General features: G+C 46.4%; 23 protein-coding genes and 2 tRNA genes. 3 read left to right on the top strand and 22 right to left on the bottom strand.

Going from position 1 to position 24,204, the window contains the following annotated elements:
* The first annotated feature begins 23 nt into the window (after window positions 1–23).
* A complete protein-coding gene (locus ICN49_RS05430; protein ID WP_216166559.1) occupies window positions 24–1,253 on the top strand; it encodes a cupin domain-containing protein in 1,230 nt (409 codons plus the stop codon).
* A gap of 116 nt (window positions 1,254–1,369) precedes the next feature.
* Window positions 1,370–1,537 (top strand): hypothetical protein, encoded by a 168-nt coding sequence (locus ICN49_RS05425; RefSeq protein WP_216166557.1) that lies wholly within the window; start codon window positions 1,370–1,372, stop codon window positions 1,535–1,537.
* Between the two features lie 68 nt (window positions 1,538–1,605).
* Here ICN49_RS05425 and bamC read toward each other — a convergent pair whose 3' ends face one another.
* From bamC to ICN49_RS05380, 9 genes are all read right to left on the bottom strand, one after another.
* Entirely contained in the window at window positions 1,606–2,754 is a 1,149-nt protein-coding gene (bamC, locus tag ICN49_RS05420) for an NlpB/DapX family lipoprotein (RefSeq protein WP_216166556.1), read from the bottom strand.
* On the bottom strand, window positions 2,751–3,623 hold the full coding sequence (gene dapA, locus ICN49_RS05415) for a 4-hydroxy-tetrahydrodipicolinate synthase (RefSeq protein WP_216166554.1): 873 nt from the start codon (window positions 3,621–3,623) through the stop codon (window positions 2,751–2,753). The genes bamC and dapA overlap by 4 nt, the downstream gene beginning before the upstream one ends.
* Before the next feature lie 78 nt (window positions 3,624–3,701).
* Window positions 3,702–4,265: a class I SAM-dependent methyltransferase gene (locus tag ICN49_RS05410; protein WP_216166552.1), complete on the bottom strand. Its 564-nt coding sequence runs from the start codon at window positions 4,263–4,265 to the stop codon at window positions 3,702–3,704.
* Window positions 4,266–4,278: 13 nt separating this feature from the next.
* Window positions 4,279–5,481: a tryptophan--tRNA ligase gene (locus tag ICN49_RS05405; RefSeq protein WP_216166550.1), complete on the bottom strand. Its 1,203-nt coding sequence runs from the start codon at window positions 5,479–5,481 to the stop codon at window positions 4,279–4,281.
* Between the two features lie 41 nt (window positions 5,482–5,522).
* Window positions 5,523–6,371 (bottom strand): 3',5'-nucleoside bisphosphate phosphatase, encoded by an 849-nt coding sequence (locus ICN49_RS05400; RefSeq protein ID WP_216166548.1) that lies wholly within the window; start codon window positions 6,369–6,371, stop codon window positions 5,523–5,525.
* Window positions 6,372–6,380: 9 nt separating this feature from the next.
* Window positions 6,381–7,484 (bottom strand): cell division protein ZapE, encoded by a 1,104-nt coding sequence (gene zapE, locus ICN49_RS05395; RefSeq protein ID WP_216166546.1) that lies wholly within the window; start codon window positions 7,482–7,484, stop codon window positions 6,381–6,383.
* The gene (gene lpdA, locus ICN49_RS05390) at window positions 7,485–8,921 is read right to left on the bottom strand and encodes a dihydrolipoyl dehydrogenase (protein WP_216166544.1); all 1,437 of its coding nucleotides are present in this window, start codon (window positions 8,919–8,921) and stop codon (window positions 7,485–7,487) included.
* An 11-nt stretch (window positions 8,922–8,932) separates the two neighbouring features.
* Window positions 8,933–10,132: a 2-oxoglutarate dehydrogenase complex dihydrolipoyllysine-residue succinyltransferase gene (gene odhB / locus ICN49_RS05385; protein ID WP_216166542.1), complete on the bottom strand. Its 1,200-nt coding sequence runs from the start codon at window positions 10,130–10,132 to the stop codon at window positions 8,933–8,935.
* A gap of 43 nt (window positions 10,133–10,175) precedes the next feature.
* Window positions 10,176–13,031 (bottom strand): 2-oxoglutarate dehydrogenase E1 component, encoded by a 2,856-nt coding sequence (locus tag ICN49_RS05380; protein WP_216166540.1) that lies wholly within the window; start codon window positions 13,029–13,031, stop codon window positions 10,176–10,178.
* A gap of 300 nt (window positions 13,032–13,331) precedes the next feature.
* Here ICN49_RS05380 and ICN49_RS05375 point away from each other — a divergent pair, with 300 nt between their 5' ends.
* Window positions 13,332–14,036 carry an excisionase family DNA-binding protein gene (locus tag ICN49_RS05375; RefSeq protein WP_216166538.1) on the top strand — a complete coding sequence of 235 codons (705 nt, stop codon included), beginning with the start codon at window positions 13,332–13,334 and terminating at the stop codon, window positions 14,034–14,036.
* Between the two features lie 82 nt (window positions 14,037–14,118).
* Here the strand turns inward: ICN49_RS05375 and ICN49_RS05370 are convergent, their stop codons facing one another.
* From ICN49_RS05370 to ICN49_RS05310, 13 genes are all read right to left on the bottom strand, one after another.
* Entirely contained in the window at window positions 14,119–14,403 is a 285-nt protein-coding gene (locus ICN49_RS05370) for an H-NS histone family protein (RefSeq protein ID WP_216166536.1), read from the bottom strand.
* Window positions 14,404–14,602: 199 nt separating this feature from the next.
* On the bottom strand, window positions 14,603–15,022 hold the full coding sequence (locus tag ICN49_RS05365) for a PaaI family thioesterase (RefSeq protein ID WP_255535412.1): 420 nt from the start codon (window positions 15,020–15,022) through the stop codon (window positions 14,603–14,605).
* Between the two features lie 29 nt (window positions 15,023–15,051).
* Window positions 15,052–15,128 (bottom strand) — tRNA-Pro (locus tag ICN49_RS05360).
* Window positions 15,129–15,153: 25 nt separating this feature from the next.
* On the bottom strand, window positions 15,154–15,504 hold the full coding sequence (locus ICN49_RS05355; protein ID WP_216166733.1) for a MerR family transcriptional regulator: 351 nt from the start codon (window positions 15,502–15,504) through the stop codon (window positions 15,154–15,156).
* Window positions 15,482–15,805, bottom strand: coding sequence for an integration host factor subunit alpha (locus ICN49_RS05350; protein WP_216166533.1), 324 nt, complete (start codon window positions 15,803–15,805; stop codon window positions 15,482–15,484). The genes ICN49_RS05355 and ICN49_RS05350 overlap by 23 nt, the downstream gene beginning before the upstream one ends.
* A 49-nt stretch (window positions 15,806–15,854) precedes the next feature.
* Entirely contained in the window at window positions 15,855–18,314 is a 2,460-nt protein-coding gene (gene pheT, locus ICN49_RS05345; protein ID WP_216166525.1) for a phenylalanine--tRNA ligase subunit beta, read from the bottom strand.
* 22 nt (window positions 18,315–18,336) lie between these two features.
* Window positions 18,337–19,383 (bottom strand): phenylalanine--tRNA ligase subunit alpha, encoded by a 1,047-nt coding sequence (pheS, locus tag ICN49_RS05340; RefSeq protein WP_216166523.1) that lies wholly within the window; start codon window positions 19,381–19,383, stop codon window positions 18,337–18,339.
* Between the two features lie 28 nt (window positions 19,384–19,411).
* Window positions 19,412–19,777, bottom strand: coding sequence for a 50S ribosomal protein L20 (gene rplT, locus ICN49_RS05335; protein WP_015421011.1), 366 nt, complete (start codon window positions 19,775–19,777; stop codon window positions 19,412–19,414).
* 25 nt (window positions 19,778–19,802) lie between these two features.
* Entirely contained in the window at window positions 19,803–20,000 is a 198-nt protein-coding gene (rpmI, locus tag ICN49_RS05330) for a 50S ribosomal protein L35 (protein ID WP_046330084.1), read from the bottom strand.
* A gap of 139 nt (window positions 20,001–20,139) precedes the next feature.
* Complete coding sequence (gene infC / locus ICN49_RS05325) at window positions 20,140–20,664, bottom strand: translation initiation factor IF-3 (RefSeq protein WP_216166731.1); 525 nt, start codon at window positions 20,662–20,664, stop codon at window positions 20,140–20,142.
* Between the two features lie 41 nt (window positions 20,665–20,705).
* Complete coding sequence (thrS, locus tag ICN49_RS05320) at window positions 20,706–22,628, bottom strand: threonine--tRNA ligase (RefSeq protein WP_216166521.1); 1,923 nt, start codon at window positions 22,626–22,628, stop codon at window positions 20,706–20,708.
* Window positions 22,629–22,741: 113 nt separating this feature from the next.
* Window positions 22,742–22,818, bottom strand: a tRNA-Val gene (locus tag ICN49_RS05315).
* Window positions 22,819–23,153: 335 nt separating this feature from the next.
* Window positions 23,154–24,204, bottom strand: a 1,051-nt coding sequence (locus ICN49_RS05310; RefSeq protein ID WP_255535411.1) for an ATP-binding protein, incomplete at its 5' end; no start/stop codon positions are given.

The raw sequence follows: 24,204 nt of genomic DNA, 5'->3' as shown, positions 1-24,204 counted from the left end.
AGTTTCTATATAGCTTTTACTTTATGACTTCATTTTACTTGAGCAAGCCGTACGAGCCTCCCCAAGCACCCAAAACCTTGCCTCTAGACGAGCCGTGGGCCTTATTTGGGGGAATCAGCCCGCAAAAGTTCATGAAAACCTATTGGCATAAAAAGCCTATGCTGATCAGAGGCGCCATCCCAGCATTTAAGCTCGCCCAAGAAGCAAATGAACCTTTGGCAAGCCCCATTTCTGCAGAAGGCCTTTTCAAGATCGCCGGTAATGATGCTGCTGAATCTAGACTCATCAAGGCTAAGCCTTGGAGCTTTACAGAGGGTCCATTTCACAAAAGAGCATTACCCAGTATTGATACCCCCCATTGGACGCTACTTCTTCAGGGCATGGAGGCACATCATCCTGCAGCAGCCAAGATCCTGTCCTGGTTTCGATTTATTCCAGACGCTCGTCTTGACGATTTGATGATTAGTATTGCGGGTCCAGGTGGTGGTGTTGGACCCCACTTTGACTCTTACGATGTGTTCTTAATTCAAATGGCAGGTCGTAGGCGCTGGCAAATTTCAGAGCAGAAAGACTTAAGCCTCAACCCCAAGTTACCCCTCAAAATTTTGCAAAGCTTTAAGCCTGAACAAGAGTGGGATCTAGAGCCAGGCGACATGCTCTATCTTCCGCCCCATGTTGCGCATGATGGCATTGCACTGGATGCTGGCTGTCAAACCTGGTCAGTGGGGTTTCGCTCACAAAGTTATAAAGAGTTACTCCAAGAAGGTCTATGGCGCTTAGCAGAGTCTCTGGAAGATATTCCAGAACTAGAGCAACACTTTGCAGATCCGATGCAAGCGGCTAGCGCCAGTGCAGAGCAACTTCCAGCAGAACTTATCAAGCAAATTGAAGGGAAGCTAAAAGGCTTGAAGCTTGATCAAGTAAGCAGCTTTTTACCTGGGATTACCGCCTATTTAAGCGAACCTAAGCAACAGGCTATTTTCCGTGCTCCTATTGAGCCACTTTCACCAGGTGAGTTTGATAAGATCTTGGGAAGCAAGGCACTCAAACCCCACCCCCAGACTCGCATCCTCAGCCTAGGTGCAACCGTCTTTTGCAATGGGGAGAATGTCACCAAAAGGGAAACAAAAGCGGTATGCCTTGCCTGGAGAAATCTTTCATCCCACAAAGAGCTCGCTCGGTCAATAGGACTCAAAAGTACCGATGAGAGTAGTCTTTATGTGGCTTACACGGCAGGCTGGTTAATTTTTTAATCCAGAATTAAAGACGTGGCTATAATAATTGCTGGAAAACACTTAGGGATTAGCCCTTAGTTTTTTCTAGCAACAATAACCGGTTATTGATGTTCATTCTTAAGAGGAAATTACAAATGAAGAAGTCACTCGTATTCGCTGCAATGTTAGCTATCGCTTTGGCCGCTTGCGGTAAAAAAGAAGAAGCAAAACCTGCTGAAGCTCCTGCTGCCGCTCCTGCTGCTCCTGCTGCTGAAGCTCCTGCTGCTGCTCCAGCTCCAGCTGCTCCTGAAGCTAAGAAGTAATCTTCTTCTTGAAGAAAAAAAGCCGCTGAAAAGCGGCTTTTTTATTGCTCATATTTTATTGAGAATAATTAGCGACTTAATTGCTCGGTAAGTAAAGTGAGAAGCTGTAATCCAGCTGGCGTATTTTCTGGTTTGCCATCCGCATCTTGTACATATACTGTGGATGCTTCATCACCAGTCTTCTTAACCACTACCTGATACTTCTTAGCTTTCAAGCTTGAGTCATCCTTACTGCTAAATAAATTAGTGAAGAAGCCTTTGGTATCACCAAGGTCCTTAGGATTAACGTAGCGCACGAAGTAAACCCCGTTTGAGCGGTCTCTATCTTCAACCGTAAAGTTTGAGCGATCAAGGGCTAAGCCAACATCGCGCCAGGCACGGTCAAAACCAGCGTTGACATCGATATGGGCTTTATTAACGCCGTCTTGTATTAATTTAGCCTTAGCCGTCTTGGGTCCCAAAGGCACTGCAACCATCGCTTTAGCTTGCTCTTGTGTCATCCCCAAACGCTCCATTAGGCGAGCCAAAAATGCAGCTTCTAACTCAGGATCATTGGGGCGCGAAGTCCAAATAGTGGATAAACAAGTGCCAGTGGTATCAGTCGTACATTTTTCAATAGCGCCACGCTGGGTAATATAAATCTCGGTTTCAGTGGGCTTGCTGACTTCTAAGCGAGTTTTGTATTTATCGCGTTCGCCTGTGTCATAAACAGAATCAAGGGCCCCGCCGATCGTTGAACGAATCCAATCTTGCGCAATCTTGGCACGGTTTTCTGCCCAATCAGTTTCCATAATGCCGGTAGATGGTGAGTCAACAACTAAGAGAAAACCATTTTCTTGCCAGAAATCTTTTACCTGTGGATATAGCTCAGGCGCTGGCTTTTCAACTACCAACCAGCGACGCTCACCGTCACGTGCGATGCGCATACCCGGTATACCGGTCATGACATTGGTTCGCAATTGCGCAGACTTCTTTACGGCCGCGTTGTACTCGGACATGGTGGCAGTGCCGTCCTGAACAATGTAGCGACGATCCGCTTGTGAAGTAATTAAATCAGGCGGATAGGATAAGTTAGGGCCACGAACTGCGCCAGAACTCTTATAGTCAACGGCATCGTTAGAGGTAACTGATTTACAGGCGACTAAGCCAAAACCCACGAACGCTAGAACAGCAACAGCCGAAATCACTCGACGGAGAATTTGCGCAACAATCATCATAGTAAACCGGCCTGTTTTAATGCAATCTTTAAAGGTTCGCGCAATGCAGCGCTTAAGGGAGTCAAAGGCAAACGAATGCCTGCAGTAATTTTTCCCATTTCATGCAGAGCCCATTTGACTGGAATTGGATTTGCTTCTGTGAACATGGCTTTATGCACTGCAATCAACTGATATTGGATCTCACGTGTCCGCTTCACATCATCAGACATCGCAGCAACACATAACTCATGCATTAAGCGTGGCGCAACGTTGGCAGTAACGGAGATGTTCCCTTTACCGCCCATCAACATGAGCATGGCCGCAGTCAAGTCATCACCAGAAAATACAGAAAAATCACTGTATCCTGCGCGCTTCAGAGCGTCAAGCAATAAAGTGCCCCGCTCCAGACTACCGGTTGCATCCTTAATGCCAATAATGCCCGGCACTCCAGCCAAACGCACTACCGTATCACCAGCTAAATCGGCAACTGTGCGTCCAGGGACGTTATACAAAATCACCGGCAGATCGACAGACTCAGCAATCTTCTTGAAGTGCGCATACATACCCTCTTGTGTGGGCTTGTTGTAATAAGGTACGACTTGTAAGCTGGCATCAGCACCAACTTCTTTAGCAAATTTGGTTAAATCAATAGCCTCAATCGTGGAATTACCGCCAGTGCCAGCGATGACTGGAATGCGTCCAGCAATATGCTCAACAGTTGCACGAATCAGCTCACAGTGCTCTTCTACAGAAACAGTTGGAGACTCACCGCTAGTACCCACAATGACAATCCCATCCGTGCCTTCAGCTACATGCCAGTCCAATAAAGACCGTAAGCTAGCGAAGTCCAAGCTGCCGTCTTCAAACATCGGCGTAACGATGGCTGGCATGCTGCCAGCTATGGGCTTTTGACTACCTTTGGAATGGCTTGTGTTTGTCACCGAATATGTACCAATTTTCTAGCTAAGTTAACCAGCAAATTGTAACGGAATGCGCCCTTTTAACCCGCCTTTTACGGCACAAATCCGTTGAATCATGGCTGGTTTGGGGTGATCCACGTAAATATCCTCGTAAGCGAGTACCTGCAGGCCATGGCTTTGGGCTAAAGTAAGCAATTCCCCTGGATTTAAGAGGAAATTAGGATTGGAGGGTTTGCCGAATTCAGAATTTCCCAAAGCGAAGGTTTCGTAGATCAAAATGCCACCGTCAACCAACATATTAGGCAAAAGATCAAGATAAGGACGATAGAGGTAATTGGTCACCACAATGCCTGCAAATTGATGATTCGCGAGTGGCCAGACCTCCCCCTCTAAATCCAGCGTCTCAGTCTGTATTAAAGGCAGCTTCAAAGACTCTAAACTTGTGGTGTCGCGATCTACTGCCAAAACTGAATACCCCAAATGAGCCAGGTAGAGAGAATGTCTACCAGAGCCGCAGGCCAAATCCAATACCAAGCCTTCTTGAGGAATTGCTGAGGCAAAGCGTTTTACCCACGCAGATGCATCAATCAGTTCATTGTGAGTGCCAGGCATTACTTGCGCGGCATTAATCGTAAGCGAGGCCCATTGCTTCGCGAACCTCTCTCATGGTTTCTTGTGCAACTTTACGTGCCTTATCGCAACCATCAGCAATGATGGAGCGCAACAAGCTTGGATCATCCAAATACTTTTGCGCGCGCTCAAACATCGGCTGCTGCTCCAAAAGAATCGCATCAATCACAGGCTGCTTACATTCTAAGCAACCAATGCCAGCTGATTTACAGCCCTTCTCAACCCATTGCTTGGTTTGTGCATCTGAATACACCGCATGCAATTGCCATACGGGGCAACGTGCGGGGTCGCCCGCATCAGTGCGACGAACTCGCGCAGGATCAGTGGGCATAGTCCGAATGGATTTAATCACTTCGTCCGGTTGCTGGCGAATGCTAATGGTATTGCCGTAGGACTTGGACATCTTCTGACCATCGATGCCTGGCATGCGCGATGCTGAAGTCAACAAAGCTTGCGGCTCAGGCAGAATGATTTTTCGAGAGCCTTCTAAAAAGCCGAACAGTCTTTCGCGATCTGCCATCGATAAACTTTGCGCTTCTTGTAATAAGGCCTTAGCCTGTTCAAGCGCCTCTTCATCACCGCGCTCCTGAAAGGCCACGCGCAACTCTGCATACATCTTGGCGCGCTTGCTACCCAATTTCTTGACAGCTTCTAACGCCTTTTCTTCAAACCCAGGTTCACGACCATAAAGATAATTGAAGCGACGTGCAACTTCCCGAGTCATTTCTACGTGAGGCACTTGATCCTCGCCTACTGGCACATGCTGTGCTCGGTAGATCAAGATATCAGCAGCTTGCAGCAACGGATAACCCAAGAAGCCATAGGTCTGCAAATCTTTTTCTTTTAATTTCTCAATTTGGTCTTTATAGGTCGGCACACGCTCGAGCCAGCCTAATGGGGTTCCCATCGACAGCAAGAGGAAGAGTTCGGCATGCTCTGGTACCTTGCTCTGTATAAACAAAGTGGCTTGGTTTGGATCTACGCCAGCAGCCAACCAATCAATCACCATATCCCAAACCGATTGCTCAATCACATCCGGAGTTTCATAGTGAGTGGTCAATGCATGCCAATCAGCAACAAAGAAGAAGCATGGATACTCAGACTGCAAGCGTACCCAGTTTTTTAAAACACCGTGGTAATGACCTAGGTGCAAATTACCTGTAGGTCGCATGCCAGAGAGAACGCGTTCAGCAAACATCTTTTTCTTTATTCTTAATGAGTAATTCGTTAAACAATCTGTTAATGAAACGCTGACCACACCGGCGTCAGATGATCAGGTAAATGCGGCAAACGCCCTAAATCAATATGACTTTCATTCGGATCATGAAAATCAGATCCACGTGAAGCTAAAAAACCATACTGCTGGGCAATTTTGCCGTATGTTTGATACTGATGTGGACTATGGCTACCGGTAATCACTTCAATCGCTAATCCACCAATATCTTTAAAGTGTTTGTATAGCTCATCCATTTGCATGGCATTCAGCTTATACCTACCAGGATGAGCAATCACCGCCACACCACCAGCTGCTTTAATCCAAGCGACAGCATCATCTAGAGTTGCCCACAAGTGTGGCACATAGCCCGGCTTATCTTCAATCAAATAATTCTTAAAGACCTGCTCTGTATCGCGACACACACCCTGCTCTACCAAAAACCGTGCAAAGTGTGTTCTCGAAATGAGGTCATGGTTGCCAGCAAAATGTAGAGCGCCTTCATAAGCACCCGGTATACCAACTTTTAGTAGTTGCTCTGCCATCAATTTGGCGCGATTACCGCGGCCATCGCGAGTACGACGCAAGCCTTCTAAAATTCCAGCGTGGGCAGCGTCAATACCAAGGCCAACAATATGAATGGTTTGACCCATCCAGGTTACAGAAATCTCTACGCCACCTAAATAATCCAGACCTAAAGCGCTAGCGGCAGCACGAGCACGCTCTTGTCCACCAAGCTCATCATGATCTGTCAGCGCCCATAAATGGACGCCATTGGCGTGTGCACGTTCGGCAAGCTCTTCGGGTGTCAATGTCCCGTCGGAAACAACTGAGTGGCAATGCAAATCGGCATTTAAGGTGGAAACGCTGGTCATAACCCTATTTTAGGTCAAGCCGGTGTCAATCACACGGCGAGGCGCATCTAAGTAGTCCCGAGACTGCATTTCGATAAGGCGGGAGACGGTTCTGGAGAATTCACCGGTAATCTGGCCTTCCGTATACAAATCACCGACTGGAACCTCTGCCGAGATGATGAGCTTAATCTTATGGTCATATAAAACATCAATCAGCCAAATAAAGCGCCGAGCTTCATTGGTCATACGGGGTGGCATATAAGGGACCCCAGACAAAATCACCGTATGAAATTGATTGGCAATCTCCAAATAGTCATTCTGGGATCGAGGGCCACAACACAGGGTCTGGAAATCAAACCACACCACCCCATCAGCCATATAAAGCGGTCTTAATTGCCTAGATTCGATATACAGGATCGGACAAGCATTTTCTGGCTGGTTGCCAATGAGTGTCTGATACATCTCCTTAAGAGCCACGTCGGTTTGCTCATTCAGTGGCGTCAAGTAAGCCTCAACCTGGGCCATTTGCACTCGGCGATAGTCACTACCAGCATCCACATTCATGATGTCTAACTGTGACTCCAACAACTTAATTGCCGGAATCAGTCGATCGCGATGTAGCCCATTGGGATAGAGTTGATCAGGGCGATAGTTTGAGGTCATTACAAATTGCACGCGATCTTCAAATAAGGCAGTAAGCAGGCGATACAAAATCATCGCATCTGCGATGTCATTGATGTGGAACTCATCAAAACAAATGAGGCGATAGCGTTTAGAGATCCGTATTGCTAGCTCATCCAAAGGGTCAGCAAGGCCAGAAAGCTCATGCAGTTCACGGTGAACTTCACGCATGAACTCATGAAAATGAATGCGAATTTTCTTCTCTAAAGGGGATGCAGCATAAAAACAATCCATCAGAAAGGATTTGCCGCGACCGACGCCACCCCACAAGTAAATACCACGGGGTAATTTAGGTTTAAATAATTTCTTTTTTAAGCCGTTGCTGCGAATTTCTTTATAAGCAATCCACTCGTCTTCGCATTGTTGCAGGCGCTCAATGGCGCGAAGCTGCGCGGGATCGCTATGATACCCGCGCGCTTTTAACTCTTGATGGTAATACTCTAATGCTTTCAATTACATATTTAATGCACGTTGATCCGTTGCCAATGCTGCCTCGCGCATCACTTCTGACAAGCTTGGATGTGGATGACAGATACGAGCAATATCCTCCGCCGCCGCTTTGAATTCCATGGCAACAGCAGCTTCAGCAATTAAGTCAGAAGCATTTGGTCCAATGATATGAACGCCAAGGATTTCATCTGTCTTTGCATCAGCCAAGACCTTTACGAAACCATCGGCACGGCCCATGCCCAGTGCGCGGCCATTGGCAGCAAATGGGAACTGACCCGCTTTAAAAGCAATACCAGCCTCTTTGAGTTGTTGCTCTGTCTTACCAACCCAAGCAATTTCTGGATCGGTATAGATTACCCAAGGAATACAGTTGTAATCAATATGGGGTTTTTGGCCAGCAATAATTTCTGCTACCAATACGCCTTCGTCTTCTGCTTTATGTGCCAGCATTGGACCGCGCACCACATCGCCAACGGCGTACACGCCAGGCGCTGCTGTTTGGCAGGTATGGTCATCAATGGGAATAAAGCCACGCTCATCCACCTTAAGGCCGATTTTGTCTAAGCCTAATTTATCGGTATTGGGCACACGACCAACAGAAACGATTAAACGATCACATTCCAACTTGGCTGCTTTGCCAGCGCTATCGGTGTAGTTAACGACCACGCCTTTTTTATCAACCTTCACTTCACCGATCTTGACACCAGTGTGAATGTTCAAGCCCTGCTTGCTTAATAGCTTTTGCGCTTCCTTAGCGATGCCCAGATCACAAGCACCCAAGAATGAAGGCATTGCCTCCAGAATAGTCACTTCAGAGCCAACACGACGCCAAACAGAGCCTAACTCCAAACCAATCACACCAGCGCCAATGACGCCGAGTTTTTTAGGGGTGGAGTCAAATTTGAGTGCGCCTTCGTTATCGCAAACCAACACATTGTCTACAGCAATACCAGGCAAATGACGCGCTTTGGAACCCGTAGCAATAATGACGTTCTTAGCAGTCACTATTTCTTTATCTTTGCCATCAATTTTGACTTGATAACCATCAGCAGTTTTTCCTTCAAAAGATGCATGTCCTTTGAGCAAAGTAATCTTGTTCTTGCGAAATAGATACTGAATACCACCGGTCATCTTCGTCACGATGTCATCTTTACGAGACACCATCTTCTTCGAATCGATGCTGACTGACCCAACTTTAATACCGTGATCAGCAGCATGATGGCTAATCTTCTCAAACTCTTCTGAAGAGGCCAATAAAGCCTTAGAAGGAATACAGCCAACGTTTAAGCAAGTTCCACCTAAGCGTGGCTCACCCTTTGGATCGTCATAGCTCTGTGACTCAGCACAGGCAACCTTAAAGCCCAGTTGCGCAGCACGGATTGCAGCGATGTAGCCGCCGGGGCCACCGCCAATAACTACTACGTCAAATGATTGACTCATGATGTCCCCTCTTACAAATCAAGGAGGAGACGTGAAGGATCTTCTAAAGCTTCCTTCATGGCAACCAAACCAAGTACTGCCTCACGACCGTCAATGATGCGGTGATCGTATGACAAAGCGAGATAGTTAATTGGGCGAATCACCACTTGACCATTCTCAACCACTGCACGCTCTTTAGTTGCATGTATACCTAAAATCGCAGATTGTGGTGGGTTAATGATTGGAGTTGAGAGCATGGAACCAAATACACCACCGTTAGAAATGGAGAATGTGCCGCCAGTCAATTCTTCAATCGACAACTTACCATCGCGTGCCTTGGCACCATATTCAGCAATCTTCTTTTCGATATCAGCCAAGTTCATTTGATCAACGTCACGCAAGATTGGAACAACCAAGCCACGTGGCGAGCTTACAGCGATACCGATATCAAAGTAGCCGTGATAAACGATGTCATTGCCGTCAACAGAAGCATTCAACAATGGGAATTTCTTCAAAGCATGAGTTGCCGCTTTAACAAAGAAAGACATGAAGCCTAACTTAACACCATGGACTTTTTCAAACTGGTCTTTGTACTTGTTACGCATGGCAATCACTGGAGCCATATTGACTTCATTAAAGGTAGTCAAGATTGCATTATTAGCTTGTGATTCAAGCAGGCGCTCAGCAATACGCGCACGCAAACGGCTCATTGGCACACGCTCTTCAGGGCGATTGCCAGTTGGAATAGGTGCGCTTGGTAAGGCGGCAGACTTTGTGCCACCAGCAACTGCACTAAGCACATCGCCTTTGGTGATGCGACCATCGCGACCAGAACCGGCAACTTGAGCTGCGCTCACATTATTTTCTGCCATCAATTTAGCGGCAGAAGGAGCTGCGGCAGCACCGGCAGATTTTGCAGCTGGAGCGGCTGCAGGGGCTGGAGCAGCAGCTGCGGGAGCAGCGGCGGCGGCTGGTTTAGCAGTTGCAACAGCAGTGCTATCGATCTTTGCGATCAATTGCTCAGCAATTACAGTACCGCCATCAGCAATCACGATCTCAGTCAATACACCAGCAGAAGGCGCGGGTACTTCCAGCACCACTTTGTCTGTTTCGATTTCAATCAAGATCTCATCTTGACCGACGGCATCGCCAACTTTCTTTTTCCATTGCAACAAAGTGGCTTCTGCTACTGACTCAGAGAGTTGGGGAACTTTAACTTCAAATATAGCCATGATTAATCCTATCTAATGTATTTGGTGTGAGTTATGTCAACGATTACTTCGTGACCACATAACCCTTTAGTTTTGCAAAAGCTGCATTAAGCAGAGACTTCTGTTGTTCTTGGTGCAGGTGAGCGTAGCCACAAGCTGGCGATGCTGATGCAGGTCGGCCTGAATAAGCCAACTTCATACCATCAGACATGTTCTCCAACAAGTTGTGCTGAACAAAGAACCATGCACCTTGGTTTTGCGGTTCATCTTGACACCACACTACCTCTTCAAGTTTTGGATACTTCTTCAGCTCTGTAGCAATCGCTTTGTGCGGGAATGGGTATAACTGCTCCAAACGAATAATCGCAACATCGCTCAACTTCTTCTCTGTACGAGCCTTGGCTAAGTCAAAATAAACTTTGCCTGAACAAACTACTAAACGAGTTACCTGCTTCGGATCAATAGCAGCATCACGCTCAGAGATGACTGTTTGGAAGCCGCCTTTAGTGAACTCACTTAATGGTGATGCAGCTTCTTTATTACGCAATAAGGATTTTGGCGTCATCAAGATCAAAGGCTTGCGGAACTGACGAATCATCTGGCGACGCAATACGTGGAAGATCTGCGATGCAGTAGTGGGTTGAACCACTTGCATATTGGTATCAGCACATAACTGCATAAAGCGCTCTAGACGTGCAGATGAGTGCTCTGGGCCTTGGCCTTCATAGCCATGCGGCAGCATCATCACAAGCCCGTTAGCACGGCCCCACTTCACCTCGCCCGATGCAATGAACTGATCAATCACTACTTGAGCACCGTTAGCAAAGTCGCCAAACTGCGCTTCCCATATGGTTAAAGTATTTGGTTCGGCTGCAGCGTAGCCGTACTCAAAACCGAGCACAGCCTCTTCCGATAAAATCGAATCGATCACCAGGAATGGCGCTTGATCTTTAGTGACGTGTTGAAGCGCGATATAAGTACCGGTATCCCACTTCTCACGATTTTGGTTATGCAACACAGAATGGCGATGGGTAAATGTGCCGCGGCCGCTATCCTCACCGGATAAACGGACTGGATAGCCACTTGCTACCAGAGATGCGAAAGCCATATGCTCGCCCATACCCCAGTCAACATTGACTTCACCACGACCCATGGCAGCGCGATCACGGTAAACCTTCTCCACTAGTGGATGCGCCTTAAAGTCTGCTGGAATGGTAGAGATTTTCTCTGCCAAACGCTTCCACTCAGTAAGCGGAATAGCGGTATCCGCCTCATCAGTCCATTTCTTATTCAGGAATGGCGCCCAATCGACTGCAAACTTGCCTTTGAAATTACTTAAGACTGGATCAGAGGTTTGCTTACCTTCGTCCATGGCAGCGCGATACTCTTTGACCATTAAGTCGCCAGTACCGGCAGGCAATACACCTTGGGTTTCTAGTTTATCGGCGTAGACCTTACGTGTTCCAGGGTGCGCAGCAATGATTTTGTACATCAAAGGCTGAGTCATGGCTGGAGTGTCTTGCTCGTTGTGCCCTAACTTGCGGAAACAAACAATATCAATGGCCACATCTTTATGGAACTGAGTGCGGAACTCAACAGCCAACTTGGTTGCCAATACTACGGCTTCAGGATCATCGCCGTTCACGTGTAATACAGGAGCATCAATAATCTTCATGATGTCAGTGCAATACAAGCTTGAACGTAAGTCGCGTGGATCAGATGTTGTGAAACCAATTTGATTGTTAATGACGATATGGATCGTGCCGCCAGTGGAGTAGCCGCGAACTTCAGCCATTGCCAAAGTCTCTTGCATAACGCCCTGACCTGCAATCGCCGCATCACCGTGAACCAATACTGGCAATACTTGCTCGCCCAATAAATCGCCACGACGCTCCATGCGAGCACGTGCAGAACCCTCTACTACTGGATTAACAATTTCTAAATGGGATGGATTAAAGGCCAATGACAAATGCACTGGACCGCCCGGAGTTGAGATATCGCTTGAGAAGCCTTGGTGATATTTAACGTCACCTGCTGGCAATGTTTCTGGGCCTTTGTGCTCGAACTCTGCAAACAAATCGGTTGGCATCTTGCCCAAAGTATTAACAAGGACGTTCAGACGACCACGGTGGGCCATGCCAATCACAATCTCTTGTACACCCTTCTCGCCAGCATCGCGCACTAGCTCATCCATACAAGCGATGAAGCTTTCACCACCTTCGAGTGAGAAGCGCTTCTGACCTACGTACTTAGCCTGGAGATAGCGCTCCAAACCTTCTGCAGCGGTTATACGATCAAGAATCTGGCGCTTTTCATCCACATTAAAGCGCGGTGTTGAGCGAATGGACTCTAATTTTTCTTGCCACCATTTTTTTATCTTCTGGTCAGCAATGAACATGTACTCGGCACCAATCGTGCCGCAATAGGTTTCACGTAAAGCCTGTAATAGATCACGCAATGTCATTTCGGTTTTGCCGAAGAATGTATTGCTGGTGTTGAAGACGATATCCATATCGCCATCAGTGAAGCCATAGAAGGCTGGATTTAATTCTGGAATATCCGGACGCTCAGTGCGTTTCAACGGATCAATATCTGCCCAGCGATTACCAACGTTGCGATACGCGGCAATCAACTGCTGGACAGCAACGCGCTTGCGACCCATTTCTGAGTCAGCCGAATCAGAAACCGTTCTGATGGGGCCTTGCTTAGCGCGCTCAGCAAATGACGCAACAATCGGTCCATGAGCAATATCCACTCGAGACGAGCCATCTACCGCTGGAACCTGTTTCACGTTATCAAAATAATCTCGCCAATGATCAGCAACAGATGCTGGATCGTGCAAGTAGGATTCGTAGAGTTCTTCTACGTATGGGGCGTTTCCGCCGAAGAGATACGAGTTATCTCTTTGGTCCTGCATCATGATGCTCACCTTTCATCGGGTTTCCCGAATAAAAACTGTGGTTAAAACCACTCGCATTCAGGCTTCACCATCCTGCGAATTGATCTGTGCAAATACTGCTTACTACCCCACTAATTTAACACGATTAACCACTTATTCATAAAGGGCTTTCCCTGATTTTCCTATTCCCACGGGTATTTACCCATTAGATCTCCATGAATAAGAACTTTCCTACTGAGCTTTCAGACATTCCCGACAGATTGAAATCAAATTGATTTTTATTCTCTAAATCTTCAAGTGAATTAATGACATTAAGGAAATATGAAAGCAATTACCCCTGAAATGGAATATCTCAGCACACGGCAAAGTGCCAAAGTCCTGCAAGTCTCCCTTGGCACAGTCCAGAAAATGGTGGAATTAGGCGAATTAATCGCCTGGAAGACCCGTGGCGGCCACCGGCGGATACTTGCGAGCTCCTTAAATCAGCAGCTCCAAAGGCGCAAACGTGCAATGCGGCAAAAAACAACCCAAAACTGCATTGCTATGGGTATCTTCAGAAGAATTGAGAATGGTGAAGAGTTAAAAGAGTCCATCCAAGATTGGCAGCTTAAAGTGGATATGGATATTGCGATAGATAGCCTGGAGGGATTAATGAAAGCAGTCTCCATCGCCCCAGATCTCATCTTCCTAGATGCATTGATTCCACCCGTTGAACAGGTCCATCTCATCCATTATTTGAGTAAAAACAAGGACACGCAGCATATTCCTATATTGGTAGATGAGGGATTTATCAAACTTCACCCTGGAGTGATCGTGCTTGCAGATGAAAATTCTGGGGGTGTTAGGCCGCCATCAACAGAAAGCATTCAGGAGGAATTGGAAAATGGCCTGATTGAGTTAAATCCCCTCATTATTGGCTACCCTGAAACCGATCCAGAACAAGACCCCTCGATAAACTATAAAAAAAATCGCCACGAGCTTCTCGAGCCCATCTTTATAGAGGCGCTGAGCAGGAAGTGCGCCTAGCATTAAGATTCGACATTTGAAATACAAAAAGCCGCACCAGTTTTGGGCGGCTTTTTTAGTAAAACTGAATTAAATCAATGCATTAGATCAAATAGTTGCTACGATCTCTGCCATCAATCCACTTAGGCGCTTTACCCCGACCAGTCCAAGTCTCGCCTGTTGATGGGTTGCGATATTTTGGGGCTACCTTGCCACTTCCGCCTTTAGATCCGGCTTTACGGCTGAATAAGTCTGAGGCGCTTAAGTCATATTGCTCAATAATTGCTTTTGCATTTGCAATGCCATCAGCCTTTTCACGCTGAACAGCTTCTTTAATCTGTTTATCTAGCAACTCACGTTGCGCCAATAGCTCTTTATATGAAGACATATATTTACTCCCAAATAATTAAATGTAATTTATAGCAATTAATCAGATAATCTGTTAATTATGGAGTGATTATATACACTTCTAGATAAGTCACAATATAGTCATGCGATTAGTAAATATCCTATATTTATCAAGGTTTAATAGCGGTAGTAATTGATTATACGTATAAAAAATATAAATATAATAATACCAATAAATATTATCTTCTTAAAATAAATGTACCGCTAGACTTGGCAGTTACCTCACCGGCATCATTCAGAACAACAGCTTCGCAGTAATTAATAGTCTTGCCAGACTTCAGCGTAGTGCCCTCCACAACAATCTTTCCTACGCTTGGGCGTAAAAAACTAATTGTCATATCAACAGTAATAGCGCCGGAGGCATGATTCATGCTGCTGCGAGCTGCGGCGGCCATCGCAAAATCCAGCAAAGTCATGATCAGGCCACCGTGAGCAACCTGAAAGCTATTCTCGTACTCAGGCTTTAACTGAACGCTAATGCGAGACTTGCCTCCCTCAGCAAACTCAGGCACTACGCCCAAGTGATCCAGAAATGGGATATTGAGTCCAAAATAGTTGACTGGTGTCCGGCTAGGAGACGAGGAATTCTCAGTGCTCATAAACATTCGTTTTTCATGGTTGGATGTATTGGTCGGGGCGAGAGGATTTGAACCTCCGACCACATGCACCCCATGCATGTACGCTACCAGGCTGCGCTACGCCCCGACGGAAAACAAAATTGTATCAGTAACTATTTAGCGAGAATCTGCAGCACTGCTTGCAACTCATCGCGCAAGCGTAGCTCGCCACGCGCTTCATCTAAGCGATTTCTGGCACCGCTAATCGTGAAACCCTCTTCATAGAGAAGAGATCGAATTTTACGAATCAATACGACTTCGTGATGTTGATAGTAACGGCGGTTACCGCGTCGTTTTTGAGGGCTTAGCTGTGAGAATTCTTGTTCCCAGTAACGCAAAACATGTGAGCGTACTCCGCACAAGTCTGCAACCTCACCAATAGTGAAGTAACGCTTGGCGGGTATCGGCGGCAACTGCGAACTATGCAGTGCTGCGCCAGAGTCAAATGCTGTTTTCTCGAGCATGAGACTCAACTACGTCCTTAAGCTTTTGACTAGCGTGAAAAGTCACTACACGGCGAGCTGCAATCGGAATCATTTGACCTGTTTTTGGATTGCGACCTGGACGAGCTGATTTATTGCGCAACTGAAAATTACCAAAACCGGAGATCTTGACCTCAACACCAGCCTGTAGTGATTCACCAATACGATCAAAAAAAGCGTCGATCATATCTTTTGCTTCACGCTTGTTTAGCCCAACTTGGTCAAAGAGCGCTTCAGATAGTTCATTTTTTGTAACGGTGTCGTTGGTAATTATTTCGCTCATTGCCAGTCTCTTATATTGCTATTTATATGATATTTGACTAATACTAAACCTAGCGCAGACGTGCGGCGCACTTTTTCTCAACAGTGCCCAATAAAGATGCCATAACTGCATCAATTTGGGGGTCTTGCAAAGTTTCATTAGGGTTTAGCAGAGTCACACGGAACGCTAAACTCTTCTCATCGTCAGCCATACTACTAGAACCAGTCTTGGGCTTGAATTCATCAAAAAGCTCTATCGAACGCACAAAATTCTGCTTACTAGCCGTCATAACATCGAGCAAAGATTGTGCCGAGACATTCTGTTTGACGACTACCGCTAAATCTCGCTGCACTGCAGGAAATTTACTTAACTCTTCTGGCGCGGGCAAGCCCAACTCACGAATGGCTTCTAAATCTAATTCAAAAAGGATGGGGGCTTGGGGTAGTTCGTAGGATTGCTGCAAGCCAGGATGTAATTCACCAATCCAGCCAACATTTAACATGCCCTCTGGTGTCTGCAACACAATATTAGCTGAACGACCAGGATGCAATGCTGGATGCACAGCAGTTTGAGTAACGAAATGGAGCGGATCTAAGACTCGCTCTAAATCGCCTTTGACATCAAAGAAATCGACTGCGCGATTTGCACTTCCCCACTGCTCCGGCACAAATGCACCATAAGCTATACCGCCAATCCGTTGAGGCTGTGCAAACCCTGCTACTTTGCCAGCTTCTTCAGCAATACTGGTATCACGCTTAAATACACGACCAGTTTCAAATAGGCGAACACGGCTGGCACCCCTATTGAGGTTAGCTTTGAGATTACCCAATAAGCCACCCCAAAGATTGCTACGCATTACGCCATACTGACTGGCAATCGGATTTAATACCTTAATGAGGTCTTTTTCCGCTACCCCGGCAAGACGCTGTTCGCTTTCTTGATCGGTAAAGCCAAAATTCACAGCCTCTTGATAGCCTTGCAAGGCAAAACGCTGGCGCAATAAATGAACGCCCCGCTTTGCTTCGGCTTTAGCACTCATTTTTAACGAGGCAACCGGAGGTTGATCTGGAATATTCTCGAAGCCGTACATACGCGCAACTTCTTCAATCAAATCTTCTTCAATTTCAATATCAAAGCGATAGCTTGGTGGCGTCACAACAAAAACATCATTCGCATCTTGTTTGAACTCAAAGCCAAGGCGCTTAAATACGTCTGCCACAATGTCATTGGTTAGGGGAATGCCGATGACTTTCATCGCACGCGCTAAACGCATACGTACTGGTTTGCGTTCTGGCACATTGAGAATTTGATCATCAACAGGACCCGCTTGACCACCGCACACTTCAAGAATGAGAGAGCTTAAATACTCTAAGCAAATAACAGTAGCTTGTGGATCTACACCACGTTCAAAACGATGCGCTGCATCGGTACTGAAATTAAAGCGACGGGCACGGCCTTGAATCGCAGATGGCAACCAATAAGCTGCCTCTACATAGATATTTTGAGTGTCATCGCTGACGGCGCAATGATTGCCACCCATGATGCCGGCTAGGGCTACCGGACCAGTTTGGTCGGCAACAACACCCGCATCCTGTGTTTTTCCTGAAGAATCAGGACCAAGCAGAGTAACTGTTTGGCCGTTGAGTAATTCGAGGGTTTCGCCAGCCTTGCCCCAACGCACAGTGATGTCACCAGATAACTTATCGATATCAAACACGTGGGTGGGTTGACCCATTTCTAACATGACGTAATTGGATAAATCGACTAAAGCAGAAATACTTCTCTGACCGGCGCGAGCTAAACGCTGCACTATATGGCTCGGCGTTTTAGCTTTTGGATTAACGCCGCGGATCATGCGACCAGCAAAACGACCGCACAAGTCTTTATTCTCAACAGTCACCTTGATTTTGTCTTGAATGCCTGTAGTTGGAGTATTCCATTTTGGAGTACATAAAGCAGCGCCAGTAATGGCAGAGACTTCACGAGCCATCCCAATTAATGACAAGCAATCAGCCTTATTAGGCGTTAACTTAATCACAAAAATTTGATCATCCAGATCGAGGTACTCGCGGATGTCTTGACCTACTGGCGCATCGGCAGGCAATTCCAAAATACCTTCGTGGTCATCGCCTAAACCTAGCTCGCGACCAGAGCACAACATACCTTGACTCTCTACACCGCGCAGCTTGCCTACTTTGATCATGAACGGCTTGCCACCAGCTTCTGCCGGTGGGAGCTCTGCACCAACCATGGCACAAGGAATTTTGATCCCAGCACGTGCATTCGGGGCACCACAAACGATTTGCAATTCGTGACCAGTACCAGCGTCTACTTTGCAAACGCGTAAACGATCAGCGTCGGGATGTTGCTCGGCAGACAGAATTTGTGCAATCACAATCTTCGTAAACGCGGGGGCTACTGAATGCTGCTCTTCTACTTCAAGACCTGCCATGGTCATAGCATGACCTAATGCACCGCTATCAAGCGCTGGGTTTACATACTGACGGAGCCAAGATTCTGAAAATTGCATAGCCTTATCTTTACCGTTCTGCTTAAGCTGGAAATTGCGCTAAGAAACGTAAATCATTCTCGAAGAAGAGTCGCAAATCATCAATGCCATAACGCAACATGGTTAAGCGCTCTAAGCCAGAACCAAAAGCAAATCCGGTATAGCGTTCTGGATCAATACCCATATTACTCAATACATTTGGATGCACCTGCCCTGCTCCAGAAATCTCCAACCAACGGCCGGCTAACTTGCCGCCACCAAAGGCCATATCAATTTCAGCAGAGGGTTCTGTGAATGGGAAATACGATGGGCGAAAGCGAACCTGTAATGCATTCGTTTCAAAAAAAGTTCTTAAGAAATCTGTATAAACGCCCTTAAGGTCTGCAAATGAGACGGTCTCAGCAATCCACAAGCCTTCAACTTGATGAAACATCGGCGAGTGCGTTGCATCACTATCCACGCGGTAGGTTCTGCCAGGCGCAATCACCTTGATTGGCGGCATGACATCGGCATGAGCGTATTTCTTAACGTGCTCACTGGCATAACGAACCTGAATCGGACTGGTATGCGTACGCAATAACAAAGGCTTCTGTTGAGAATCTTTGCCATCAATATAAAAAGTATCCTGCATCGAACGGGCGGGATGATTCTCAGGGCTATTTAAGGCTGTGAAATTAAACCAATCGGTTTCAATTTCAGGGCCGTCAGCAACATCAAACCCAATGGAGCGGAAGATTTCTTCAACGCGCTCCCAAGTGCGCATCACGGGATGTAAGCTACCAACTGCTTGACCACGACCCGGAAGGGATACATCAATGGATTCAGCTGCGAGACGTTGCAGCAATACGGCATCAGCCAAAGCTTGGCGACACTCTTGGAGAGCCACCTCTACTGCTGTTTTGACTTGATTAATTTGGGCGCCAGCACTTTTGCGCTCGTCAGGCGACATTCCACCAAGCGCCTTGAGACGCTCGGTGAGAACACCTGATTTACCGAGGTACTTGGCTTTGGCATCCTCTAGAGCTGCCGCATCGGCAGCTCCGAGGAAATCACGTTTAGCATCCTCGACAATGTGGTCGAGAGAAACCATTGCAGCTTAGTTTTTTAGTAACTAAGAATTAAGCTGCAGCGCTTACTACGGATTTGATCCGAGTAACCAAAGCGGCAAAAGCTGCTTTGTCAGCAATGGCCATATCAGAAAGTACTTTGCGGTCAAGTTCGATCGCAGCTTTCTTCATACCATTCATGAATACGCTATAGGTCATGTCATGCTGACGTACTGCCGCGTTGATACGAGCAATCCACAAAGCGCGGAATACACGTTTCTTATTGCGACGGTCACGATATGCATATTGACCAGCACGCATAACCGCTTGCTTAGCAATACGGAATACGTTCTTACGACGACCGCGGTAACCTGTTGCGGCATCGGTGATTTTTTTATGACGGGCTCTTGCTGTAACCCCACGTTTGACTCTTGGCATTTAATTCTCCTAATTTAGTCTGAGGTTAAGCGTAAGGAAGCATGGAGCGAATTGACTTAACGTCTGCCTTCGCAACTTCGGTAGTACCACGCAAATGACGCTTGTTCTTTGTGGTCTTCTTGGTGAGGATGTGGCGTTTGAAAGCCTGACCTCGTTTAATCGTTCCGCCTGCGCGAACCGTAAAGCGCTTTTTAGCGCTACTCTTGCTCTTCATCTTGGGCATAAAGCACCCCTTCATCTACTTGTGCAACATAGGTGGCAACCGACGGTCACTCTTCCTGTACCTAGAAGCACTTCTAAAAACCAGAGTCTTGCGACCCCTCCCTACATAAACAACAATCTAACTCCAAAGAATTGTCTTGTTACTTAGCCTTACGAATGGGGGCCAATACCATCACCATCTGGCGGCCTTCCATTTTTGGAAACTGTTCGACTTGGCCATGTTCAACAAGGTCCAACTTCAAACGCTCCAACATTCTGACTCCGATTTCTTGATGGGCCATTTCACGACCCCGAAACCGCAGCGTAATCTTTGTCTTATCACCATCTTCCAAAAAGCGGATTAGATTGCGTAGTTTCACACCATAGTCACCATCATCAGTGCCGGGACGGAATTTAACTTCCTTCACCTGAATCACCTTTTGCTTCAGCTTAGCTTCATGCATACGCTTAGCTTCTTGGTACTTGAATTTGCCAAAGTCCATGATCCGGACTACAGGAGGCACAGCTGTCGGAGCAATTTCAACCAGATCGGTCTCTTTCTCTTCGGCTAAAGCCAGGGCTTCACTCAACTTAACTACACCGATGGGTTCACCATCCAGTCCAATCAGACGCACTTCAGGAGCAGTAATTTCCCGGTTAATGCGCTGCGATTTATCAGTAGCGATCTTCTAATTCCTTATAAATTAACAATAAAAGCCATCCACCCCTAGCTTTGCTCGGGTCCGACCTTCTGGGATATATCCTGCTGGAGTCGGGCAACGAAGGCTTCAAGAGGCATTACACCTAAATCCACTCCGCCACGGGCACGAACGGCCACAGTATTACTTTCAGACTCTTTATCACCAACAACTAGCAAAAATGGGATCTTCTGTAATGCGTGCTCGCGTATTTTATACGTAATTTTCTCATTTCGCAAATCGGATTCGACTCTAAACCCTTGTTTTTTCAACGATTGCTGGACTTGTTGTGCATATGCAGCAGAATTATCGGAGATATTGAGGACAACGGTCTGGGTAGGAGCAAGCCAAGCCGGCATGTTTCCAGCATGGTTTTCGATCAAAATACCGATAAAACGCTCTAAAGAACCCACAATTGCCCTATGAAGCATCACTGGGGCCTTGCGGGTGTTTTCTTCGGTGACATATTCAGCGCCTAAGCGCTCAGGCATGGAGAAATCTACCTGAATGGTGCCGCACTGCCAAGTGCGCCCAATGGAGTCTTTGAGGTGATATTCGATCTTAGGGCCATAAAAAGCACCCTCGCCTGGCAATTCTTCCCATTCTTGGCCGGAAGCTTTCAGGGCTCCACGAAGGGCCGCTTCCGCTTTATCCCAAATCGCATCATCACCGACACGTTTGACTGGGCGCAAGGCGAGCTTAACTGCAACCTCAGTAAAGCCAAAATCTTGATATACCGCACGCACCGCTTTATCAAAAGCAGCTACTTCTGACTGAATCTGATCTTCTGTACAGAAAATATGGCCATCATCTTGAGTAAAACCACGTACGCGCATCAAACCATGCAAGGCACCCGATGGTTCATTGCGGTGGCATTGACCAAACTCGCCGTAACGCAGTGGCAACTCACGATAGCTATGCAATCCAGAATTGAAAATCTGTATGTGGCCAGGGCAGTTCATCGGCTTCAATGCATAAGCACGGTTCTCCGACTCCGTCGTGAACATGTTTTCTTTGTAGTTATCCCAGTGGCCTGATTTTTCCCAAAGCCCGCGATCCAAAATTTGTGGCGCTTTGACTTCTTGGTAGCCTTCGTTTTGATAAACGCGGCGCATGTATTGCTCAACTTCTTGCCAAATCGACCAGCCCTTTGGGTGCCAGAAAATGAGGCCTGGGGCCTCTTCTTGGAAATGGAATAAATCTAAAGTCTTACCTAAACGGCGGTGGTCACGCTTCTCTGCTTCTTCCAACATATGCAGGTAAGCGTCTTGATCTTCTTTTTTCAACCAAGCAGTGCCATAGATACGCTGCAACATCTCATTCTTACTATCGCCACGCCAGTAAGCACCAGCAAGCTTCATGAGCTTAAATACTTTGAGCTTGCCAGTAGACGGTACATGGGGGCCACGACATAAGTCGGTGAACTTACCTTCTGCATAGAGTGAAACATCTTCACCTTGTGGAATGCTAGCAATCAGCTCAGCCTTGTAATGCTCACCCTGATCTTTGAAGAATTTGATCGCCTCATCACGGGGCAATACGCTACGCGTCACTGGCTCATCTTTTTTAGCCAACTCAGTCATTTTCTTTTCTAGAGCAACTAAGTCATCGGGCGTAAAGGGGCGATGGTAAGAGAAGTCATAGTAAAAACCGTTATCCACTACTGGACCGATGGTGACTTGCGCTTCTGGAAATAATTCTTTTACGGCGTATGCCAGTAAATGTGCAGTGGAATGACGCACAATTTCTAGCGCCTCAGGACTCTTATCGGTAATGATGGCGAGCTGACTATCTTTGTCGATCACAAAACTCGTATCAACCATCTTGCCGTCAACAATGCCACCCAAGGCGGCTTTAGCAAGCCCACTGCCGATGCTTTGGGCAACGTCAGCTACGCGAACGGGAGCCTCAAATTCACGTTTTGATCCATCTGGCAGAGTTACTACTAGCATGACCACTCCATCTTGTTTATATACGGCAACATTTGCATCAGTACAGCACGACATCCACTAAAAAGAAAGCGCGGAAGCTTTAGGCAACCGCGCACTTTTGGGTCTTTATTCGTTGGTAGGCTCGATTGGACTCGAACCAACGACCCCCACCATGTCAAGGTGGTGCTCTAACCAGCTGAGCTACGAGCCTAAAAGAAATATTTTACCCTAATCGGTAAAACAAAAACTTAATTGCCAATTGAGTCGGAAAAAGTACGGCTCATGAGGCGCTAGGAGTTAGCCAACAACTCAACTACCCTAATGCTAGATAAATTTACCAACAATTTAGTCCTCTATAAATAGGCACTAATTTTAATAATTCTTGTGTGGCCTAAACGTGGCCCAAAAATAGACTGGTTGTAGACTGAATCAGTCTTATTTTGCTCGTCAAGTTATTGCATGAAATAAAACCTTTTTTGACGCATAAATATATCCTAAAGGGCCGTTTCTTAACCCTCCTTACGCCTCCATTGCCATCTACCCATGCTATTTCTCTGAAGCATTACCCAACAATAAATCAAAGCTAAAGGTGGATCCCTGTCCATCGCAGCTCGCAACGATAAGCTTACTACCCATGAGCCCTAATAGTTCATTGCTAATATACAAACCTAAGCCCGTACCACCAAAATTGCGAGTAATTGAGTTATCTGCCTGAGTAAAAGGCTCTAATATTTTGACCTGAGCTTCGGGAGACATACCGATACCTGTATCTTTAACACTAAAGCGCAAGGTTATATTGGAACCTTCCATACCTTTTAGACCTACCGTAAGGGTAATGGTTCCTTTCATGGTGAACTTAATGGCATTGCCAATCAAGTTACTGAGCACCTGGTTAATGCGAAAAGCATCGCCTATAAGCTTGGTCTTTATATCGAGCTTACTTAAACAGATCAATTCCAGGCCTTTGGCTTTAGCGCTTTCAATAAAGAGGTAATGAGCGTTGGATAAAATATCCGTAAGCTGGAAAGGAACCTGATCTAACTCCACCTTACCAGCCTCTAACTTCGAAAAATCAAGAACATCATTGAGAATCGTCAGCAAAGATTTAGCAGAAGATTCAATACCAACTAGGTAGTCATGTACGTCTGGACTTATAGGTTGATTTAAGGCCAAAGAAGACAGCCCAATGATCCCATTCATTGGGGTGCGGATCTCATGGGACATATTGGCAATAAATTGCGTTTTAACTTTGAGGGCGGCTTCAGAGCCTTTATTAGCAATGACTAGTTCATTAACCCGTGTAGCTTTTTCTTCATTAGCAATAAAAAGCTCTGCGGCTCGTTTTTCTTTTTCTTCATTAGCAATCAAAAGCTCTGCAGTACGTTTTTCTTTTTCTTCATTAGCAATCAAAAGCTCTGCGGCGCGTTTTTCTTTTTTTTCGTTCTCGCACAACAGCTCTTCATTGGCAATGATTAATTCATCCACCCGTTTAGCTTTTTCTTCATTAGCAATAAAAAGCTCTGCAGCGCGCTTGGCTTTTTCTTCATTGGCAATCAAAAGCTCTGCGGCGCGTTTTTCTTTTTCTTCATTGGCAATG

This window comes from Polynucleobacter finlandensis, from assembly GCF_018881755.1.
Taxonomy (GTDB): Bacteria; Pseudomonadota; Gammaproteobacteria; order Burkholderiales; family Burkholderiaceae; genus Polynucleobacter; species Polynucleobacter finlandensis.
The sequence above is the reverse complement of the archived record's forward strand: the minus strand, read 5'-3'. Positions and strand labels throughout refer to the sequence as shown.

Bases quoted from the DNA above. Each gene is read 5' to 3' on its own strand.
- ICN49_RS05430 (WP_216166559.1), top strand. From the start codon at position 24: ATGACTTCATTTTACTTGAGCAAGCCGTACGAGCCTCCCCAAGCACCC.
- ICN49_RS05425 (WP_216166557.1), top strand. From the start codon at position 1,370: ATGAAGAAGTCACTCGTATTCGCTGCAATGTTAGCTATCGCTTTGGCC.
- bamC (WP_216166556.1), bottom strand. From the start codon at position 2,754: ATGATGATTGTTGCGCAAATTCTCCGTCGAGTGATTTCGGCTGTTGCT.
- dapA (WP_216166554.1), bottom strand. From the start codon at position 3,623: ATGCCAGCCATCGTTACGCCGATGTTTGAAGACGGCAGCTTGGACTTC.
- ICN49_RS05410 (WP_216166552.1), bottom strand. From the start codon at position 4,265: ATGCCTGGCACTCACAATGAACTGATTGATGCATCTGCGTGGGTAAAA.
- ICN49_RS05405 (WP_216166550.1), bottom strand. From the start codon at position 5,481: ATGTTTGCTGAACGCGTTCTCTCTGGCATGCGACCTACAGGTAATTTG.
- ICN49_RS05400 (WP_216166548.1), bottom strand. From the start codon at position 6,371: ATGACCAGCGTTTCCACCTTAAATGCCGATTTGCATTGCCACTCAGTT.
- lpdA (WP_216166544.1), bottom strand. From the start codon at position 8,921: ATGAGTCAATCATTTGACGTAGTAGTTATTGGCGGTGGCCCCGGCGGC.
- odhB (WP_216166542.1), bottom strand. From the start codon at position 10,132: ATGGCTATATTTGAAGTTAAAGTTCCCCAACTCTCTGAGTCAGTAGCA.
- ICN49_RS05380 (WP_216166540.1), bottom strand. From the start codon at position 13,031: ATGATGCAGGACCAAAGAGATAACTCGTATCTCTTCGGCGGAAACGCC.
- ICN49_RS05375 (WP_216166538.1), top strand. From the start codon at position 13,332: ATGAAAGCAATTACCCCTGAAATGGAATATCTCAGCACACGGCAAAGT.
- ICN49_RS05370 (WP_216166536.1), bottom strand. From the start codon at position 14,403: ATGTCTTCATATAAAGAGCTATTGGCGCAACGTGAGTTGCTAGATAAA.
- ICN49_RS05365 (WP_255535412.1), bottom strand. From the start codon at position 15,022: ATGAGCACTGAGAATTCCTCGTCTCCTAGCCGGACACCAGTCAACTAT.
- ICN49_RS05355 (WP_216166733.1), bottom strand. From the start codon at position 15,504: ATGCTCGAGAAAACAGCATTTGACTCTGGCGCAGCACTGCATAGTTCG.
- ICN49_RS05350 (WP_216166533.1), bottom strand. From the start codon at position 15,805: ATGAGCGAAATAATTACCAACGACACCGTTACAAAAAATGAACTATCT.
- pheT (WP_216166525.1), bottom strand. From the start codon at position 18,314: ATGCAATTTTCAGAATCTTGGCTCCGTCAGTATGTAAACCCAGCGCTT.
- pheS (WP_216166523.1), bottom strand. From the start codon at position 19,383: ATGGTTTCTCTCGACCACATTGTCGAGGATGCTAAACGTGATTTCCTC.
- rplT (WP_015421011.1), bottom strand. From the start codon at position 19,777: ATGCCAAGAGTCAAACGTGGGGTTACAGCAAGAGCCCGTCATAAAAAA.
- rpmI (WP_046330084.1), bottom strand. From the start codon at position 20,000: ATGCCCAAGATGAAGAGCAAGAGTAGCGCTAAAAAGCGCTTTACGGTT.
- thrS (WP_216166521.1), bottom strand. From the start codon at position 22,628: ATGCTAGTAGTAACTCTGCCAGATGGATCAAAACGTGAATTTGAGGCT.